Annotated in this window: 17 protein-coding genes and 2 pseudogenes; 9 read left to right on the plus strand and 10 right to left on the minus strand. The window is 61.4% G+C overall.

Annotation, left to right across the window (positions count from 1 at the left end):
- Positions 1 to 193 precede the first annotated feature (193 nt).
- From RlegSU303_RS03755 to RlegSU303_RS03780, 6 genes and pseudogenes are all read left to right on the plus strand, one after another.
- Entirely contained in the window at positions 194 to 463 is a 270-nt protein-coding gene (locus tag RlegSU303_RS03755; protein ID WP_131720407.1) for a sigma-70 family RNA polymerase sigma factor, read from the plus strand.
- Between the two features lie 32 nt (positions 464 to 495).
- Complete coding sequence (locus tag RlegSU303_RS03760) at positions 496 to 861, plus strand: hypothetical protein (protein ID WP_026158561.1); 366 nt, start codon at positions 496 to 498, stop codon at positions 859 to 861.
- Positions 827 to 1,225 carry a hypothetical protein gene (locus RlegSU303_RS03765; protein ID WP_094086522.1) on the plus strand — a complete coding sequence of 133 codons (399 nt, stop codon included), beginning with the start codon at positions 827 to 829 and terminating at the stop codon, positions 1,223 to 1,225. The genes RlegSU303_RS03760 and RlegSU303_RS03765 overlap by 35 nt, the downstream gene beginning before the upstream one ends.
- Positions 1,222 to 1,521, plus strand: coding sequence for a GcrA family cell cycle regulator (locus RlegSU303_RS03770; RefSeq protein WP_131720408.1), 300 nt, complete (start codon positions 1,222 to 1,224; stop codon positions 1,519 to 1,521). Before RlegSU303_RS03765 ends, RlegSU303_RS03770 begins: the two co-directional genes overlap by 4 nt.
- Positions 1,518 to 1,715, plus strand: a complete 198-nt coding sequence (locus tag RlegSU303_RS03775) for a response regulator transcription factor (protein ID WP_094086521.1) — start codon at positions 1,518 to 1,520, stop codon at positions 1,713 to 1,715. The genes RlegSU303_RS03770 and RlegSU303_RS03775 overlap by 4 nt, the downstream gene beginning before the upstream one ends.
- A gap of 13 nt (positions 1,716 to 1,728) precedes the next feature.
- Positions 1,729 to 2,307, plus strand: a pseudogene (locus tag RlegSU303_RS03780) (hypothetical protein); the annotation flags it as partial.
- Positions 2,308 to 2,567: 260 nt separating this feature from the next.
- On the opposite strand, the gene RlegSU303_RS03785 reads toward RlegSU303_RS03780, so the two are convergent.
- Positions 2,568 to 3,080 carry a phosphotransferase gene (locus tag RlegSU303_RS03785; protein WP_231283472.1) on the minus strand — a complete coding sequence of 171 codons (513 nt, stop codon included), beginning with the start codon at positions 3,078 to 3,080 and terminating at the stop codon, positions 2,568 to 2,570.
- Complete coding sequence (locus RlegSU303_RS03790; RefSeq protein ID WP_231283856.1) at positions 2,975 to 3,316, minus strand: hypothetical protein; 342 nt, start codon at positions 3,314 to 3,316, stop codon at positions 2,975 to 2,977. Before RlegSU303_RS03790 ends, RlegSU303_RS03785 begins: the two co-directional genes overlap by 106 nt.
- Positions 3,317 to 3,694: 378 nt before the next feature.
- Between RlegSU303_RS03790 and RlegSU303_RS03795 the strand changes: the two genes are divergently transcribed.
- On the plus strand, positions 3,695 to 5,269 hold the full coding sequence (locus RlegSU303_RS03795; protein WP_131720320.1) for a carboxylesterase/lipase family protein: 1,575 nt from the start codon (positions 3,695 to 3,697) through the stop codon (positions 5,267 to 5,269).
- Positions 5,270 to 5,344: 75 nt separating this feature from the next.
- Here RlegSU303_RS03795 and RlegSU303_RS03800 read toward each other — a convergent pair whose 3' ends face one another.
- Both RlegSU303_RS03800 and RlegSU303_RS03805 read right to left on the minus strand, forming a co-directional pair.
- Positions 5,345 to 5,578 carry a hypothetical protein gene (locus tag RlegSU303_RS03800; protein ID WP_131645294.1) on the minus strand — a complete coding sequence of 78 codons (234 nt, stop codon included), beginning with the start codon at positions 5,576 to 5,578 and terminating at the stop codon, positions 5,345 to 5,347.
- Positions 5,579 to 5,809: 231 nt separating this feature from the next.
- Positions 5,810 to 6,214 (minus strand): hypothetical protein, encoded by a 405-nt coding sequence (locus RlegSU303_RS03805; protein ID WP_131623503.1) that lies wholly within the window; start codon positions 6,212 to 6,214, stop codon positions 5,810 to 5,812.
- Between the two features lie 164 nt (positions 6,215 to 6,378).
- Between RlegSU303_RS03805 and RlegSU303_RS03810 the strand changes: the two genes are divergently transcribed.
- Positions 6,379 to 6,888 carry a nucleoside kinase gene (locus tag RlegSU303_RS03810; protein WP_131720315.1) on the plus strand — a complete coding sequence of 170 codons (510 nt, stop codon included), beginning with the start codon at positions 6,379 to 6,381 and terminating at the stop codon, positions 6,886 to 6,888.
- A 195-nt stretch (positions 6,889 to 7,083) separates the two neighbouring features.
- Here RlegSU303_RS03810 and RlegSU303_RS03815 read toward each other — a convergent pair whose 3' ends face one another.
- The 5 genes from RlegSU303_RS03815 to RlegSU303_RS03840 all read right to left on the minus strand — a co-directional run bounded on the left by RlegSU303_RS03815 (position 7,084) and on the right by RlegSU303_RS03840 (position 11,902).
- Positions 7,084 to 7,587 (minus strand): AAA family ATPase, encoded by a 504-nt coding sequence (locus RlegSU303_RS03815; RefSeq protein WP_131720314.1) that lies wholly within the window; start codon positions 7,585 to 7,587, stop codon positions 7,084 to 7,086.
- A gap of 950 nt (positions 7,588 to 8,537) precedes the next feature.
- Positions 8,538 to 10,064: a winged helix-turn-helix domain-containing tetratricopeptide repeat protein gene (locus RlegSU303_RS03825; RefSeq protein WP_131720313.1), complete on the minus strand. Its 1,527-nt coding sequence runs from the start codon at positions 10,062 to 10,064 to the stop codon at positions 8,538 to 8,540.
- A 196-nt stretch (positions 10,065 to 10,260) separates the two neighbouring features.
- On the minus strand, positions 10,261 to 10,956 hold the full coding sequence (locus RlegSU303_RS03830) for a class I SAM-dependent methyltransferase (protein ID WP_131720312.1): 696 nt from the start codon (positions 10,954 to 10,956) through the stop codon (positions 10,261 to 10,263).
- A 42-nt stretch (positions 10,957 to 10,998) separates the two neighbouring features.
- On the minus strand, positions 10,999 to 11,313 hold the full coding sequence (locus RlegSU303_RS03835) for a hypothetical protein (RefSeq protein ID WP_131720311.1): 315 nt from the start codon (positions 11,311 to 11,313) through the stop codon (positions 10,999 to 11,001).
- Positions 11,314 to 11,458: 145 nt separating this feature from the next.
- Positions 11,459 to 11,902, minus strand: coding sequence for a hypothetical protein (locus RlegSU303_RS03840; protein ID WP_131720310.1), 444 nt, complete (start codon positions 11,900 to 11,902; stop codon positions 11,459 to 11,461).
- 814 nt (positions 11,903 to 12,716) lie between these two features.
- On the opposite strand from RlegSU303_RS03840, the gene RlegSU303_RS03845 reads away from it, so the two are divergent.
- Positions 12,717 to 13,538 carry a glycosyltransferase family 25 protein gene (locus RlegSU303_RS03845; RefSeq protein WP_131720319.1) on the plus strand — a complete coding sequence of 274 codons (822 nt, stop codon included), beginning with the start codon at positions 12,717 to 12,719 and terminating at the stop codon, positions 13,536 to 13,538.
- On the opposite strand, the pseudogene RlegSU303_RS03850 reads toward RlegSU303_RS03845, so the two are convergent.
- Positions 13,486 to 14,972 (minus strand): annotated as a pseudogene (locus tag RlegSU303_RS03850) (ATP-binding protein). The gene RlegSU303_RS03845 and the pseudogene RlegSU303_RS03850 overlap by 53 nt on opposite strands.
- Positions 14,973 to 14,988 lie beyond the last annotated feature (16 nt).

Raw genomic sequence — 14,988 nt, forward strand, 5'->3', positions numbered from 1 at the left:
GCGACTGTGTCGTGCCCACCGGCGCGACTGTGTCGTGCCCGACCCAGGCGGCGGCCTGGCAGACGACCGGAGCCTTTGCTCGCGCAAGAGCCGGCTCCGGTCGTCATCGATGAATTTGAATCAAGCACGGGACGAGCCACCCGCTTCGGCGGGAACGGCGAGCGCGTTCGAAATCGGAAAGAAGGATCAAGCGATGAGCATCCAGGCCGAGGCCGCGCCAGCGCAGCACAGCACGCACATGAACGCGCTCGAGCTCTTCCGCAGCGGCCGGGACTACATCGAGATCGCGGCCCTCCTCGGGAGGTCGGTGCCGTCGGTAGAAACCGAGATCCACCGGCTTCGAAGCGCGGAAAAGGGCGACACCGCCCAGCAGGACCATGCCGGCTCAGAGATCAGGCGGTTTCCCCGCCGCACCGCCAGGCCCGGTGCCCCAGTCAATTTTGCCGGCGGGCTGCGGATTTGAAGAGGCCATCTCAAGCGGGAAAGGGACATCGCATGGGTAAGGACATGGTGAGTGAGGAGATCATGGAGATCCTCCGCCCGGTGCTGGGCGAAGAGCTGGCGGCAGCGATCATCGAGCATCGCAAGCGCACGCTGAAGAAGCCGCTGACAGCTTACGCCGCGCGGATGCAGGCCAGGGAATATCTGATGACCGGCGATCCGGTCGGCGCCGCCGAGATGCAGATCTTCCGCGGCTGGCAGGCGATCAAATGCGACTGGTACCTCAAGGAGAAGGCGAGGGAGGCCGGGTCGATCAACAGCAGCATGAGAAGGACAGCAGTGGATGCCGCACGAGATTTCCCCTCTGGTGAAGATCATTTCGGGGATGCTTTCTGGCTTCCCGGCATCCGCAGGCACTGATCCCGACATGCAGATCCGCGCCTATCTCGTTGCCGTCGAGGGCCTGCCGGCAGAGGCGGTCTGGCGGGCCGCCAAACGCTTCATCTCCGGCCAGGTCAGGGACCATAACCGCGCCTTTGCCCCGAGCTCGGCAAGCTTTGCCGAAGAGTGCCGCCATCAGCAGGCGGCGATCGAGGCTGAGCGCCGGCCGCGCCTGGAAGCCGAGCCCGAGATGCCACGGCCGAAAGTGCCGGCTTACAAGATGCAGCTGCTGCGCGATGCGGCCAATGGCAGCCACAACGCCAAGCGGGAACTCGCCCGCATGTTTCCCGACAACCCGATCATTGCCCGCGCCGCGCGCGACGCACAGGAGGCCACCAAGTGACCATCACCTTTTGGACGGAAGACAAGATCGCCAAGGCGGAAAAGCTCTGGAAGGAAGGGCTGTCGGCCAGAGAAATCGCCAACCTGTTCGGCTCGAAGAAGAACACCGTCATCAACATGGCGCACCGCAACCGCGACAGGTTCCCCTCGAGGCAGGACACCTGGCATCCGCATCCCAAGGCAGGCCCGCCCGTCCAGCCGATCCGCCACCCCGACCGCGTGACGCGGGTGACCCTGTCGGGCGCGCATGTGACGATGCCGCGGGTGCCCAGCATCGATGGGCCTGCAGAGCCATGAGCCACGTCACCCCACGCGAAACCGAAGTGATCCGCTGGATGGCGGAGGGCAAGACCGCCTGCGAGATCGGCACCATTCTCGGCATCTCGCCGATCACCGTGAATACGCACATCGCCAACGCCAAGATGAAGCTCGGCGTCTTCAAGGAAACGGCGCTGGTCGCCGCGGCACTCAGAAACGGCATCATTCGATAGAAGGACGATCAGCATGGGCGGCAAAGCCACCAAGGTGAAGACAGGACGGGCAAACAAGGGCGCCGGCCGGCCGCGCAAGGAAAATGTCGAGCGTTTTCCCTGCGGCAAGATCAAGCCCTTCGAAACCGAGAAGGATAATATCAGCGTCGCGGTCGCCGCCCGCAGGCGCATCCACGGCTTCGGCCGCACGGTTGCCGACGAGACGGTCAAAAGCCCCTTTGCCGGCTACACCCTCGGCCGCATGTTCCTCGACGGCTTGATCACCGCCGAACAGCGCCAGGCCGGCGACGACTATGCCGAGGCGATCGCCCGCTACCACAAGACCACAGGCATCCCCGCCCCGAGCCCGAGAGCGCAATCGCTGTTCTCAGTCAAAGGCCATGAAGGCGAGCAGACCGAAACCTTCGCCGACCGCGCCCGCAAGGCCAGCAACCGCATGATGGCCCTGCAGGGCATCCTGCTCCGCTGCCCGGATGGACCGCAGGTGCGCAGCATGGTCTATAACGTCACGGTGATGGACTACGACCACCTGCGCCAGATGCCGCCGCAGCAGTTGCTGTGGCTGCGGCGGGGGCTGACGGCTTTGCGGGGGCGAGGGGTGGGTGATGGAGTGGGGCGACGGACGCGAAATTCGCGTACATCCCATCCGCCATCGCTGTACTTGCCGCAGAGCTCACCCCACCCTCCGTCGTCCTCGGGCTTGACCCGAGGATCCACGCCGGCCTCCATCAGCAACGGCCATGGATCCCAGGCTCAAGGCCTGGGATGACGGAGGGTGGGGCATGTGTTTTCGCCAGAACCGTGCCGATCGACCCGAATACCTGCGCCGGACGCCGCTACTCGGCCTGACGCTCATCCGCGCGGGCGCTGAATCAGGTCCATCGCATGCTCTTCCATCCAGGCGACCTCAAGCATCCCCTCGTCAAGCACACCGCGGCTGGCTAATTCCATCTCCCATGCGGAGCCCGCTGCAGCAAGGTTGCGCATATGCTGCTGCATTTGCCGAACCCGTTCGATGCCGGCCTGCATGATGCCGATCTCCGGCTCTATCCCGTAGGCATCGAGTAACAATTGAAAGCGCCGGGCTTTCTCGCGGACGCCCGTTCGCAAGCCGTGCGCCTCGCATTTCTCGTCACGCCAGAACGGCACCCAACGCCACGCAACAAAGCCAAGGTCCCAGGAGCGCGGTCCCGGCGCTGCCGCGTCCCAATCGATGAAGGCCACGGGGAGCCCTGCTTGAAAGACCGTATTCCACGGCGTCAGGTCATTGTGGCAGACCGTTTCAACGGGGTGGCGGGCTTCAAGTCGCCATTCGCGATCTCTCCATAAGAAGCTGGCTGCAGCATCGTGGTAGGATCGCAGCATTGTCCCAAGCGCTCGAGGACGTTGTCGCGCCAGACATAATCCGGGAGACGGAGGTCGAAGCGACCGCCTTTATCGGGAAGGAAGCCTTCGCCGTTGCCGACTTCACCCTCGATATAGGTGAGGACTTCCCGTCCCTGATCATCGAGGCCCAGCGCACGAGGGGACCCCATCATATCCCTGGCGCTCGACGTGCCGCAGCAGGTCGAGAACGGCGGGAGACCACGCACGTCCGCCACGCCGCACCGTTTCGCCTATGCGCACGACGTTCGAATCCTTGCCGCCGATAAGTGGAATTTCTGGCTCGTCCATACCCGAGATTAGGCGAGGGCGAACTGACGGGTCAACGGAGAAGATCCCGCAAAGGCGAGGAGCGTCGAACCGACATCATCGATGTTCGCCCCAGGCAATAGCCGCGAAAGCCCGGGCTCCCGCGCTATCCGGTTCATGCCGAGGGCCGCCCTTCGCCCTAGCCTTGCCGGGGTCGAGAGCCACTCGTCTCGACCCGCCCTTCGGACCCAGTAGACCGGGCGAGGGGATAGGCCATGCCCCTTTTCGTTGCCGCTCCATGGGAGTATTTTGCTCCCAAACTGTCACAATTGGCGCTGGAGAGTGCAGTGTTTGTGGACGGCCGTCGCACGTTCCTGCTCTTTTTGGCCGTCGCATCGTGTCAACTGACGTTGGCGCCACCATTGGGTGCGGCAGAAGACACCGTGACGATCGACGGCGGAATGCTGAAGGGTGAGAGGTCGGGCACGGTCGTCAGCTTCAAAGGCATACCCTATGCGGCACCGCCGGTGGGTGATCTGAGATGGCGCAATCCGAGACCAATGGAGGCATGGAGCGGTATCAAGGATGCCCGCAATTTCGGTCCGTCCTGCATGCAGGCCGGTGATCTGCCGAAGTCAGAAGATTGTTTGACCCTCAATGTCTGGACACCCGCCAAACGTTCCCGGACACCCTTGCCGGTGATGGTTTGGATTTATGGCGGCGCTCTTGCCGAGGGAAACACCCTTCAATATCCCGGTGACCAGCTGGCCGCCCGGAGAGTTGTGTTCGTCAGCATGAACTACCGTGTAGGCCGATTGGGGTACTTTGCCCATCCGGCGCTCATGAAGGAATCCCCTGACGAGCCCGTTGGCAATTATGGTTACATGGACCAGCTTGCAGCCCTGAAATGGGTCCAGAAAAATATCGAAGCCTTCGGCGGCGATCCGAAGAAAGTGACCATATTCGGAGAGTCGGCCGGTGGCGGCTCGGTGATGGCGCACATGATATCGCCATTGTCACGGGGGCTTTTCCGCGGCGCGATTCTACAGTCGCCTGGTCTGCCTACCGCGCGTGCTGAGAGTACGCCTTTATCACCTTTGACAGCGGCAGAGAAAACCGCGTTGGACTATGCGGCTTCTCTGGGTATCAATGGAAGCGATGCCGACGCTCTCACCGCCCTTCGGGCGCTGCCTGCGGAAAAGCTGACCGAAGGTGCATCGGCACATGACGTGCTGGCGGGAATGTCGACCGGCAAGCCCGTCATCGGCGTCTCAGGCCCTATCATTGACGGAAAGTTTTTGCTCGAAACGCCGGAAGCGGCTTTTGCGGCAGGCCGGCAGGCGCCGGTTCCCGTCATCGTCGGGGCAAATAATCGAGATCTCGGTCTCGGTCAGGCCGCGACGAAAGACGATCTCTTCGCACTGTTCGGGAACCATGCCGCCGAAGCCCGCTCCCTCTACGATCCGACCGGCCAACAGACGCTCGATGAGCTGAAGCAGCAGGTTCTGGCCGACAAAACACTTGTCGAACCGTCTCGCCACCTCGCTGACGAGATGATCCGCGCTGGTCAGCCGACGTGGTGGTATCGTTTCTCCTACGTCGCCGAGGCCCTCCGTAACGATCCGGCATGGAAAGGCACTCTGCACGGCTTCGAAATTCCCTATACGCTCAACATTCCAGACGCGCTGGTGAAAGACAAGGTTACGCCTGCCGACTGGGCCATGGCCACATTGGCGAGTGCCTACTGGGTCCAATTTGCGACGAGCGGTGACCCCAATGGAGGCTCACGGCCAAAATGGCCTCACCACGACCCCTTCGTCCACAGGGTCATCGACTTCACCAATCACGGCGTGACGTTCGGAGCAGATCCGCTGAAGCTGAGGCTCGACCTCTGGCAAAAATATTGGGAGGAAAAGCAGTGACGGGGTCGGCGCCGCCCGATTTCTGGCACCGTTGTCGCGCCATTCAGCGGGGGTAGCGAAGCCGTCTGGAAGGCTTCACGAGGCTGAGAATTTCACCAGGACGCCGCGCTGGCGAAAGTAGGCCTGCATTCGCTTCCTGCCGGAACGGTTATTCTGCACGAGCTTAGCCGGGTCGAATACGGCCTCATTTAAACCCGCCCGCGTCAACGCTGCCTTGAGCGTCGCGATATGCACGTCGATGTCGGCGTTGTCCGCCTGGAGCGACTCATAAATGCGGTTTGTTGCATCTGCTACGGTTGGTTCGCTCACGAATTGCACTCCTGTTGTCGTCTGGCTGGCCTGACCGTATTGGGGTGAAACCTGTTCACGTCAATGGGTGACCATGGATTGGAACATTTCGTCCACTTTCGAAGATGAACCACCAGAAGCAGCCCCGCCGCCGGGTTTGCGGTCGAAACGTCACCGCAAAGCGCCAGAAGCGATCAATGCAGACTTGCTTTTTGTCCATGTAGTTCACGAGAGTGAAAGCGGAAGTTCGGTTTATGTTTGGGATGCATTGAGAGCTGGAGTTAGCTCCTCGCAATCCTCGCTAAATCGGCCTCGCGTCAGAAACAACTTCAGAGCTTGCTGCGCCACTGGTTTGATCCGTTCAGCGCATCCTGATTGGATGTATTCCGCCTCGCTTTGGAAGTGCAGTGTTTCTGTCGTGATACCCTCCAACATTCCCCCCAGGTCGTTGACGGTCTGTTCTTCCTCGTCCGTGAACGCGTTATTTGGCCACCTGATCAACCGTCCATTATCCCAGCAGTCGTAAAACGCTAAAAAGAACTCATTGTAATTGACCTCAATGAGCCCTTCGTTTCCCCGAGCGAGAACTTCGATGGCGTCGATCACTCGATTTCGCAACCGTTGTTCAATCACACGATCCGAAATTTCTTCATCCATATCGAACACTCCGTTGAGCAGTCGCCTGCCCAAACAGTAGTGGTTTCCGGGGAAGTCGCAATGTCAGCTTGCACCGCTATGATACCGCGCCGTCATTTCGTTGGCGAAGCGTTCCCAGGTAGAGTGTCTTTTCACCAGATCGAAGTCCATGATAAGCGGCGCCTATGGGAATCAAGAACTATCTGATCGAAGGCGGTTCCGGCACTGGGAAAACGTCTGTCGCTACCGAACTGGAGCGGCGGGGCTACCATGTCGTTCATGGTGACCGGGTCTTGGCCTATGTCGGCGACCCCGAGACGGGCCAGGCACTCGCAGGACCACCCGAAGGCGCGGACCGCATCGTTTGGGGATACGCCCATTGGATCTGGCCTGTCGACAAGGTCCGCGCTATTGCTGCCGACACCACCCATCCTGCCACCTTCTTCTGTGGCGGCTCGCGCAATTTCCACAAATTCCTGGACCTTTTCGATAAGGTTTTCGTGCTCGATATAGACGTTGAGACCTTGAACCGACGATTGGATGGGCGGCCAAATGAGCCGGGCTTCGAGCCGGCCGAGCGGGCGCTGGTGCTCCGCTACCATCATACCCGGGAATATCTTCCCATCGGCATCAATATCGACACGACGGGTACCGTCCCAAGTGTCGTCGACGATATCCTCGCTCAACTCACCTGACGCCCTGAAAGTGTTGAGAATGGGAGGAAAAGCAGTGACGGGGTCGGTGCCCGTCGCTTAGCCCCATGTCAGGGTTCCCAAAGAGACGACCACGTGTCCAGATTCGGTCAGAGCGCAACACCATTGTTGATCGCCCAAGTAATGAAATGCTCTTTGGCGGCAGGTCTGCGCTGAAAGCCCCAGCGCTGTGGCGTTTCATCTAAGGGCGGTGATGGCTGGATGGGTTTGCCGATCGTAAAGCGCCAACTCCTCGGCGGTTGGCGGCTCGAACAGCTTCGACCACCTGAGCAGGTCCGCCCGCGAGATATCGAACGTGCCGGCAGGAAGCGCGGCGTTTCGCCGGGAGACCCGGTCCCAAAGCGCATCAAAGGGAACGTCGAGGAAGCAGAGGACGACGCGGGCACCAGCTGCGCGCGCTTCCTCCCGGCAGGTGTCGCGTTCTGCCCGTGACCACACACCCCAATCCACGACAACGTTGCACTGGAGCCTGATGGCACGCAGAGCGATCTGCCATTGCAGGCTCTCGACTCTGCCTCGGCACGGACCGGTTTCGGCTTCCGGCGTGGAGATGCCGGGGTAAAGCCTGTGCATCCAGTCGTCTCCGGTCAGACGGAGGGCAGATGCTTCATGTTCGATGATCTTGGCGAGCGACGTCTTCCCCGAACCGGGAAGACCGCAAGTGAGGTAGAGCGTGGGCATTGGAAAATCTCTGATTTTGGCTTGGCAAGGGGAAGCCGCCCCGCGGTGTCGTGCAGGACTGCGCTTCGCTCAAGGCCGCAAGGCGCGGCCAATCAGAGGTGTGTTGCCATGGTCTGTCTTGTAGGACCGCTCTGCTTGGGGGTCAAGACGGAGCGCATGGGTGAGCGCACCGTGAGGTCGTCCAACCTACTGGCTGCTTTGTGGTGCCTCCAACAATAAGCTGACTGTCAGCATCCCGCCCGCAGGCGGCGCCTCCTATGCCTCGCAAATCAAGATCCGTAAGGAGGGGCAAAGAAGCAGTTCGCGTGGTCTTCGGTTGGGTGCAAGCAAATGTGAAAATGACTGTCTCCGGACGGAATGGTGTCACCATACGGAATTCGGAAGAAGTGTTGCTTTGTGACGAGGTGATGGTCGCCCGGATTGAGCAGCACTCTGAAACCGTCAGAACCGGTGCTCACGCTGGTACTCGGAATTTCGTGGCAATCGCCTCGTTCTTTGTCCCCTCGGCAGCAAGCGGGTGGATAGATCCATCCCGACTCGGTGTCGTGGGCGGTAGCGCCATTCCAGCAAGACAGCGTCGATAGGATAGCTGAGAAATACAAAGCGCGATTCATCTTTTGTGTTCCGGGGGCGGCAGGTCGCAAATCTGCCGGCAATTGTGAGCGAGGTCCTGCCGCATGTAACGAACGGACTCCGATCAAATGACGATATTTCCCCGATCGGCATCTTTGCCCGACCCTGTTTCGAATTAGAAAATCGTTTGCTGATATGGTCGCCCGCGAATTCCTCGACGCCGACCAAGGCAGGGGATGCGTCATGGACGTTTCACGACGCAGATGTTGTTCGCATCGCGGCTCGACTGGTCTATTCGTCCAACGGATATGATCTGGGGACCGGCGGCTTGTGACAGCGCCGCATCTGACGCGCGGTTTGGTCGCCGCTGGCCGGCCTCATTCGGGAAGCCCTGCCGTTCGCAAGGCCGCTGCCAGCGCGTCCATCAAGTACGGCTGAAACAGGTTCGTTCGCACGTAGCCGCCGACCGAGAAATTCGGCGCCACCTCGATCAGTCGTCGTGCCGCAGAGTGCGCGGCTTCGACATTGCCAAGGCCGACGTGGCTGACCGCCAGATAGGCGTACGGGATGCTGAAGCCGGGATTTGCCCGGACCGCCAGAGCGGCGTATCTGGCTGCGTCGGCGAAGGCGCCGGCAAAGAGGTGGGTCAGGGCGAGTGCGCAGTAGGGATGGTAGCTCAGCGGATCGTCGAGCGGGCTCAGCCGCAGCGCCTTGTGCGCATGTTCCACCGCCCGTTGGTGTCGCTCGCTGTGGGCACTGACCAAAGCGCTGAAGCCAAAGGCCAGGGCCGAATTGTTGTTCAATGCGAGAGCCCGGTCGAGCACCTCGACGGCGGCGTCGTAGTCCCGGGTGAGGTTGGCGCGGACGAACGCGCCGATGCTCATCGCCTGCGGGTCGTCGCTGTTGATGCCTAACGCAATATCGGCGTGGCTGAGTGCGGTCGCCTTGTCTGCGGGATCCAACCCGTTGCGCAGGTAGCGCTGCTCGTAACACCATGCGGCATAGCCATGCGCAGCGACATAGTCGGGCTGAAGCTCGATCGAGCGCGCCAGCAATTGCAGGGCCTTGTCCGTCTCGACGGGCGTGTTCGCGTGGGCGTGCGGCAGCGCCCGAAGGTAGAGATCGTACGCGTCCAGGCTTTCGGGCCGCTTGCGGTGCGCACGCTCGATCTCCGCACGGCGAACACTCGGTTCGATCGAGCCCACGATCTGCTCAGTCAATCGATCCTGGAGATCGAACACGTCCGTTGCCGCGCCCTCGAACCTGTCGGCCCAGACATTAGTGGCCGATGCGCCGTCGACAAGCTGGGCATTGATCCTCAGCCTCCCCCCGGACTGCCGCAAGCTGCCCTGCAGCAGGTAGCGAACGCGTAGTTCGGCGGCAATTGTGCGCAGATCGGCTTTCTCGCCCCTGAAGCCGAAGGAGGAATTGCGTGCGATGACGAACAGACCCGGGATCTTCGAGAGGTTGGTGATGATGTCCTCGACCAGGCCATCGGCAAAGTAGTCATTGGGCTCGTCGCCGCGCATGGTGGCGAACGGCAGCACGGCGATCGAAGGGCCCCCGAGCGCACTCTCGTCGCTACGCTCCAGGGACAGGCGGTAGCCCCGCCGCGAGACGGTGGCCAAGACCGCATACCGCTCGTCGCCGAGCGCTCGCCGGATCTCGTGGATGCATTGAACGAGACTGTCGTCGGTAACGGCGACGCCTCCCCAGACGGCTTCAAGCAGCTCGGCCTTGCTGACCAGCCTGTTCGCGTTCTGGACGAGGTGGCGAAGGACCGCAAAGGCCTGCGGCCTGAGAGCGATTGCATCGCCGTTCTCAAGACGGAGCGTCTCGCCTTCCAGGTCGACGACAACCTTGTCGTTGAGGATAAGGGTGGCAGTTGCTGGCGAACCGACCATGACGATCCTCACGTGTGACGGATCCCGTCGCCTAGCATACACCAGGTCTTCGCCGACGGCTCTTCATTCTTTCGGGGGTCTGGCCGGCGCAATTTTGGCAAACGACCGGAACTCGCTCGTTACTCGGACGCGGCGTGGTGTGTGGTCGCAATGGAGCACGACCGCGCAGGAGGCGAAAAACGATGTCTACCCCTCGTCAAGCTTTTACCACTGAAAAGAACAGAAACCGCGGCTTGGTCGTCAGGCTCTGATAGGCCTGCGGAAAAAGCGTGCGGGCGCGAGGATCGGGCTGGGGCTCGCTGACGATGTCGATCTGAAATCCGGCCGATTTCAGCGCGTCGAACATGGCGTGCAGCGGCCGATGCCAGAAGCGCATGGTGATATCCTTGCCGCCGCGCTGCCAGATCTCATCGAAGCTGTAGGTCTCGAAATAATTGTCGCGGCCGGTCGAGGCGTGATCCATGAAGGGATGGTGGGTGGAGAAAACCAGGCGACCGCCTTCGGGCAGCAGTCGGTTGAATTCCGAAAGGGGCTTCGACCAGTCGGGCAGGTAATGCATGACCAGCGAGGCAAGGATCAGATCGAAAGCTTTGTCCGCAAATGGCAATGCTTCATTGAGATCCGCCGACAGCAGCCGCGCGCGCCCTTCCAGGCGACGTTGCGCGATGTCGAGCATACCGGCACTTGCGTCGATCCCAATCACGACAGCCCCGCGCTCAAGCAGCGCTGCCGCATGCGCCCCGCCGCCGCATCCCGCATCGAGCACGGAAAGCCCAGCGGCCTCGCCAACCAGCGCAAGAATGGCCGGCCGCTCGTAATAGGCATTCCAGGCGTTGACCTCGTTATCGGCATCATAAGCCGCCGCGAACGCGTCGTAATCATTCTCGGCCAAGTTTTTTCTCCTTTGCGAAGACCGTTCGAGGATGCCTTTGTGTCAGAAGCTTGCTCGATCGACCTGCAAATAGGCCGAGATTGCTTCGGCCGTAAGCAGGGAAGCGCGATGAACGGCCTCGCTTGGAGGTCCGAGCGCCATCGAACCGGACATGATCTCATCGAGATAGGCAGCAACCGTTTCGCATGTCGCGCCCTGCAGGATCATGTTGGCGGCCTGAAGGAGATAGGTGTCGTATTCATCGCCTGCGTTGGTTCGCGAAGCTGAATCATCGAGCTGGCGAATGCCGATAGGGTCCCAATGATTCCACCCAATTTTGCGGAGGGCGGCAATGTCGATCTTGATGTGTTCACTCATGTCGCAACTTTTCTTGAAAAACGATGCCGACACAACTGGGCGGAACACGATCGATGATGATAGTTATCAGGCAAGGATCGGTGATGCCCGGCGCGAAGGTCCCCACCGAAAATTTGGCGATCTCTCCAGTTCAGGTCTTGCCCGATCATGACCTCTTGAATGTTGACCTCAAATGAATGAGATGCCGCACACCAGGAAGATCGCGCCATCGTCTTTTGAACGGGCGTGGATGCTGCCACCAGTTTGCTTCGCTGGCTCCTTGTTGGAACTCCAGCACGCTTGCTGACACCGATATCAGCCCTCCGTCGACGTACATGTCCAAAAGAAATTCATCGCCAGAAGTTTGTTCGATCTGGCGAACTGCGTCTTCGAGCGGAAGGGGCGCATGTTCCTCAGCCATTCCAGCGAAGAGATAGTAGGGCGCACGGGCTCCCCAAGCCATCTGAGACCTATCAAGCAATTCGCTGACCTCGGAAGGAGGCACGGCCACGGGTTTGGTCAACCCGTCGACATCACATCTCAATACATGGAACTTCTTTGCTCGAATAAATTCCTCGATGGGAACGGCCGACCTATGGAGAAAGCGCATGTTTCCCTCCTCATTGGGACGGCTGCTTCGGTGTCTCGGACCAAAAGGCACGCGGAATCGATATCCCAAAGCGTCGTGTGAGTGAAGCGTGTCGTCCTGCTCCGGCCGCCTTTCTCGGTGGCGGGAGACCATGAGATCGACCCCCAAGGCTTTTCAACTTTGATTCATCGACGCGGTTTGGCAGCGTCGACCGGAATAGGCAGGTTCGGAGATTTCAGGCGAACGACGACCATTTCATGCTGCTCTGTAAAAGACGGGAGAGGGGACGTGCCACGCGAGAGCGAGGTGGGAACGGAGACGTTGCGGCATGTCCCTTCGCCCCGTTTACGGGGAGAAGGCGGCGGCAGCCGGATGAGGGGCAGGCGGCGATGCGTCGCTGTCCTTGCTCCGAAGCTCACCCCCGCTCCGTCCTCCTCGGGCTTGACCCGAGGATCCACTCTCGCCTCCGTCAGCCGTGGGCATGGATTCCAGGCTCAAGGCCTGGAATGACGGAGGTTGGGGCCGTCTTGGCCGGGTCCCCAGGACTCCGTGCCAAGGCCCATCCGGCGCGGCACGCAGTGGGTCGCTGTCGTCATCGAAGGCGCGGGGTTGTCGTTTCGATCGCGGGAAGGGAGGCGTCCACTGCATGCCGCAGGAGAGCTGGTAGCGCGACATTGTTACGCGCACTTTGCCGGGATCATACCAATCCGTAAGAATGCCGCCCCGGCCGTTCGACCGCCGCACTTTACGAAAATGTATAGTTCCAGCGAGGTCCCCGTGAGGTTTGGAGCGCAGGCTTGGCGCCATCATTGCCAAGTCGAAGGTCAGCTCTTTCATGAACATGCGCGCCGCACCTGCCGCCCTTATGCCGGCCCTTCATCCGGTCAGCCTGCGGGTGAACACCTACCTGATCAATCTCGACCGTGCGCCGTTGCGCAGGTTTCGAATGGAGCGCCTGCTGGCACGCTTCGGCCTTGCCTTCGAGCGCGTGGCGGCGGTCGATGGGGCAGGGCTGAGCCTGCCGCATCCGGGCTTTGACGAAGCATCCTATCTCCGCCAGCACGGCCGCCGGCCGAACCCTTTCGAGATCGGCTGTTATCTCAGCCACGTCGAATGCGCCAAGCGGTTCCTCGGCAGCCATGCCGAGTTCGCGCTCATTCTGGAGGACGATCTCGATTTCGATGACGATCTGGCCGAGCTGCTCGACGCCGCCCTTAAGCACCAGGCGGGCTGGGACATTCTGCGGCTGTCGACCGTCAATACCGGGCGAAAGCACAAGGTGGAGCCGCTGACCGCATCGCGCTCGCTCGCCATCGCGCTCACCCGCGAGAAGGGGTCCGGCGCCTATCTGATCAACCGCAAGGCGGCGGGCTGGATTGCCGGTGTGCTTGTCCCCATGCGCCTGCCCTATGATCTCGCCTTCGATCTGGAGTTCGATGATGGGCTGAGCGCTTGCTTCGTCGATCCGCTGCCGGTCAGCCAAAGGGCCGATCCCTGTTCGCAGATCCAGGCAGGGCTTTCGACCTATCGGCTGGGCCGCCGCCGGCCGTGGAGCGTGCTGCCGTATCGCGCAGCGGCCGAGCTGCGCCGCTTTGCCGCCCGCTTCAGCCGGCTCGCGGCATGGCGGATGAGAGGTTGGGACCAACTGCCGAAGTGAGAGGGAAGGCGATCGAAACGATGAGGCCGGGGTGATTGTCCGCCATGGTGATCTCAGCCGAATGCAGGTCGGCGATCGCCTTGACGAGGCTGAGCCCGAGGCCGCTTCCGGGCGTCGCGCGGCTCTTGTCGAGCCGGTAGAGACGCCGGAAGACCTTCTCCCTTTCGCCGGCGGGAATACCGGGGCCGGTGTCGGCGACCGAGACGATGGCGCGGCCGTCCCGGCAGCGGAGCGAGATGGTGATGCCGATTCCGGGCGGGCAGTGGTTGATCGCGTTCTCCACCAGGTTGGCGATCATCTGCGTCAGCAGATCGCGGTCGCCTCGAATGAGCGCGGGACAGCGCTCCGCGATATCAAGCGCCATCAGCGCGTCTTCGGCGACATCGACATAGACCTCGGAAATGACGGCAAACACGGCGTCGATGTCGGTTGCCTGGAAACGCTCCTTGCGGGCGCCGGCCTCGATCTGGGATATGCGCAGCAGCGCCTCGAAGGTGGCGTTGATCCGGTCGCTCTCGTTCCTCGCTTCGTCAAGCAGCGCCGAAACATCCGCCTGCTGGTCGTTTCCGGCCACGGCGGCATCCAGCGTCAGGCGAAGCCTGTTGAGCGGCGTCTTCAGATCATGGGCGATATCGGCGCTCACCTGCCGCATGCTCTCGACCAATCTCTGCAGCCGCTCCAGCGCCGCGTTGATCTGGATCGCCACCGTATCGAGATCGTCGCCGTTGCCGGTGATGGCAATGCGGGCGTCGAGCGCGCCGAGGGAGACGTCGTTCATGGTGTGGGCGACCCTGTCCAGCCGCGCCTGAGCGCGGACGGCGAGAAAGACGCCGCCGCCGATCGCGGTCGCGACGACGATCGCGGCCGCCCATTCGAAGCTCACCAGCACGATCCGCAGCATCTCGTCGACATCGTTGAAGTTTTCCGCCACCACCAGGCTGTAGGGGCCGATGGTCGAGACCTGCATCCGGTAGCGTTCATGCCCCTTCAGCCCGACATCCCCGGAGGTGACGGTATAGACGCCGTTGGGGATGCGGGGTGCGGCGAAATTGCCGGCAAGCTTGCGCCCGCCTGCATCCGTCAACGAATAGAGCCCGTCGGAGGTCGACTGGAAGCTTGCATAATTGTTCAGCGTGTTGATCAGATCCTCGGTGTCACCGGGCTTGTAGGTCGAGACGATGAGCGAATTCATCTCGTTCAGCGACTGTTCGAGATCCCGCTCAAGGCCGAGGCGCAGCATGTGGTAGATGATCGCGCCGCTCAGGATGAAGGTGACGACGAAGAGCACGCCGAAGGTGACGGCAAGCCGGAACGGCGTGCTCCTGCGCAGGCTCGAGCATGATGCCGAAAAGTGTGCGCGGTTTTCGGACGACATCATGCTCTCACTCTTTCCGGGCATGATGCCGAAAAGTGTGCGCGGTTTTCGGACGACATCATGCTCTTACTCTTT

It is taken from the genome of Rhizobium sp. SU303, assembly GCF_021052345.1.
Taxonomy (GTDB): Bacteria; Pseudomonadota; Alphaproteobacteria; order Rhizobiales; family Rhizobiaceae; genus Rhizobium; species Rhizobium laguerreae.

Excerpts from the sequence above, each read along its gene's own strand:
- RlegSU303_RS03755 (WP_131720407.1), top strand. The coding sequence starts at position 194 with ATGAGCATCCAGGCCGAGGCCGCGCCAGCGCAGCACAGCACGCACATG.
- RlegSU303_RS03760 (WP_026158561.1), top strand. The coding sequence starts at position 496 with ATGGGTAAGGACATGGTGAGTGAGGAGATCATGGAGATCCTCCGCCCG.
- RlegSU303_RS03765 (WP_094086522.1), top strand. The coding sequence starts at position 827 with ATGCTTTCTGGCTTCCCGGCATCCGCAGGCACTGATCCCGACATGCAG.
- RlegSU303_RS03775 (WP_094086521.1), top strand. The coding sequence starts at position 1,518 with ATGAGCCACGTCACCCCACGCGAAACCGAAGTGATCCGCTGGATGGCG.
- RlegSU303_RS03785 (WP_231283472.1), bottom strand. The coding sequence starts at position 3,080 with ATGCTGCGATCCTACCACGATGCTGCAGCCAGCTTCTTATGGAGAGAT.
- RlegSU303_RS03805 (WP_131623503.1), bottom strand. The coding sequence starts at position 6,214 with ATGGATGAAGAAATTTCGGATCGTGTGATTGAACAACGGTTGCGAAAT.
- RlegSU303_RS03810 (WP_131720315.1), top strand. The coding sequence starts at position 6,379 with ATGGGAATCAAGAACTATCTGATCGAAGGCGGTTCCGGCACTGGGAAA.
- RlegSU303_RS03815 (WP_131720314.1), bottom strand. The coding sequence starts at position 7,587 with ATGCCCACGCTCTACCTCACTTGCGGTCTTCCCGGTTCGGGGAAGACG.
- RlegSU303_RS03825 (WP_131720313.1), bottom strand. The coding sequence starts at position 10,064 with ATGGTCGGTTCGCCAGCAACTGCCACCCTTATCCTCAACGACAAGGTT.
- RlegSU303_RS03835 (WP_131720311.1), bottom strand. The coding sequence starts at position 11,313 with ATGAGTGAACACATCAAGATCGACATTGCCGCCCTCCGCAAAATTGGG.
- RlegSU303_RS03840 (WP_131720310.1), bottom strand. The coding sequence starts at position 11,902 with ATGCGCTTTCTCCATAGGTCGGCCGTTCCCATCGAGGAATTTATTCGA.
- RlegSU303_RS03845 (WP_131720319.1), top strand. The coding sequence starts at position 12,717 with ATGAACATGCGCGCCGCACCTGCCGCCCTTATGCCGGCCCTTCATCCG.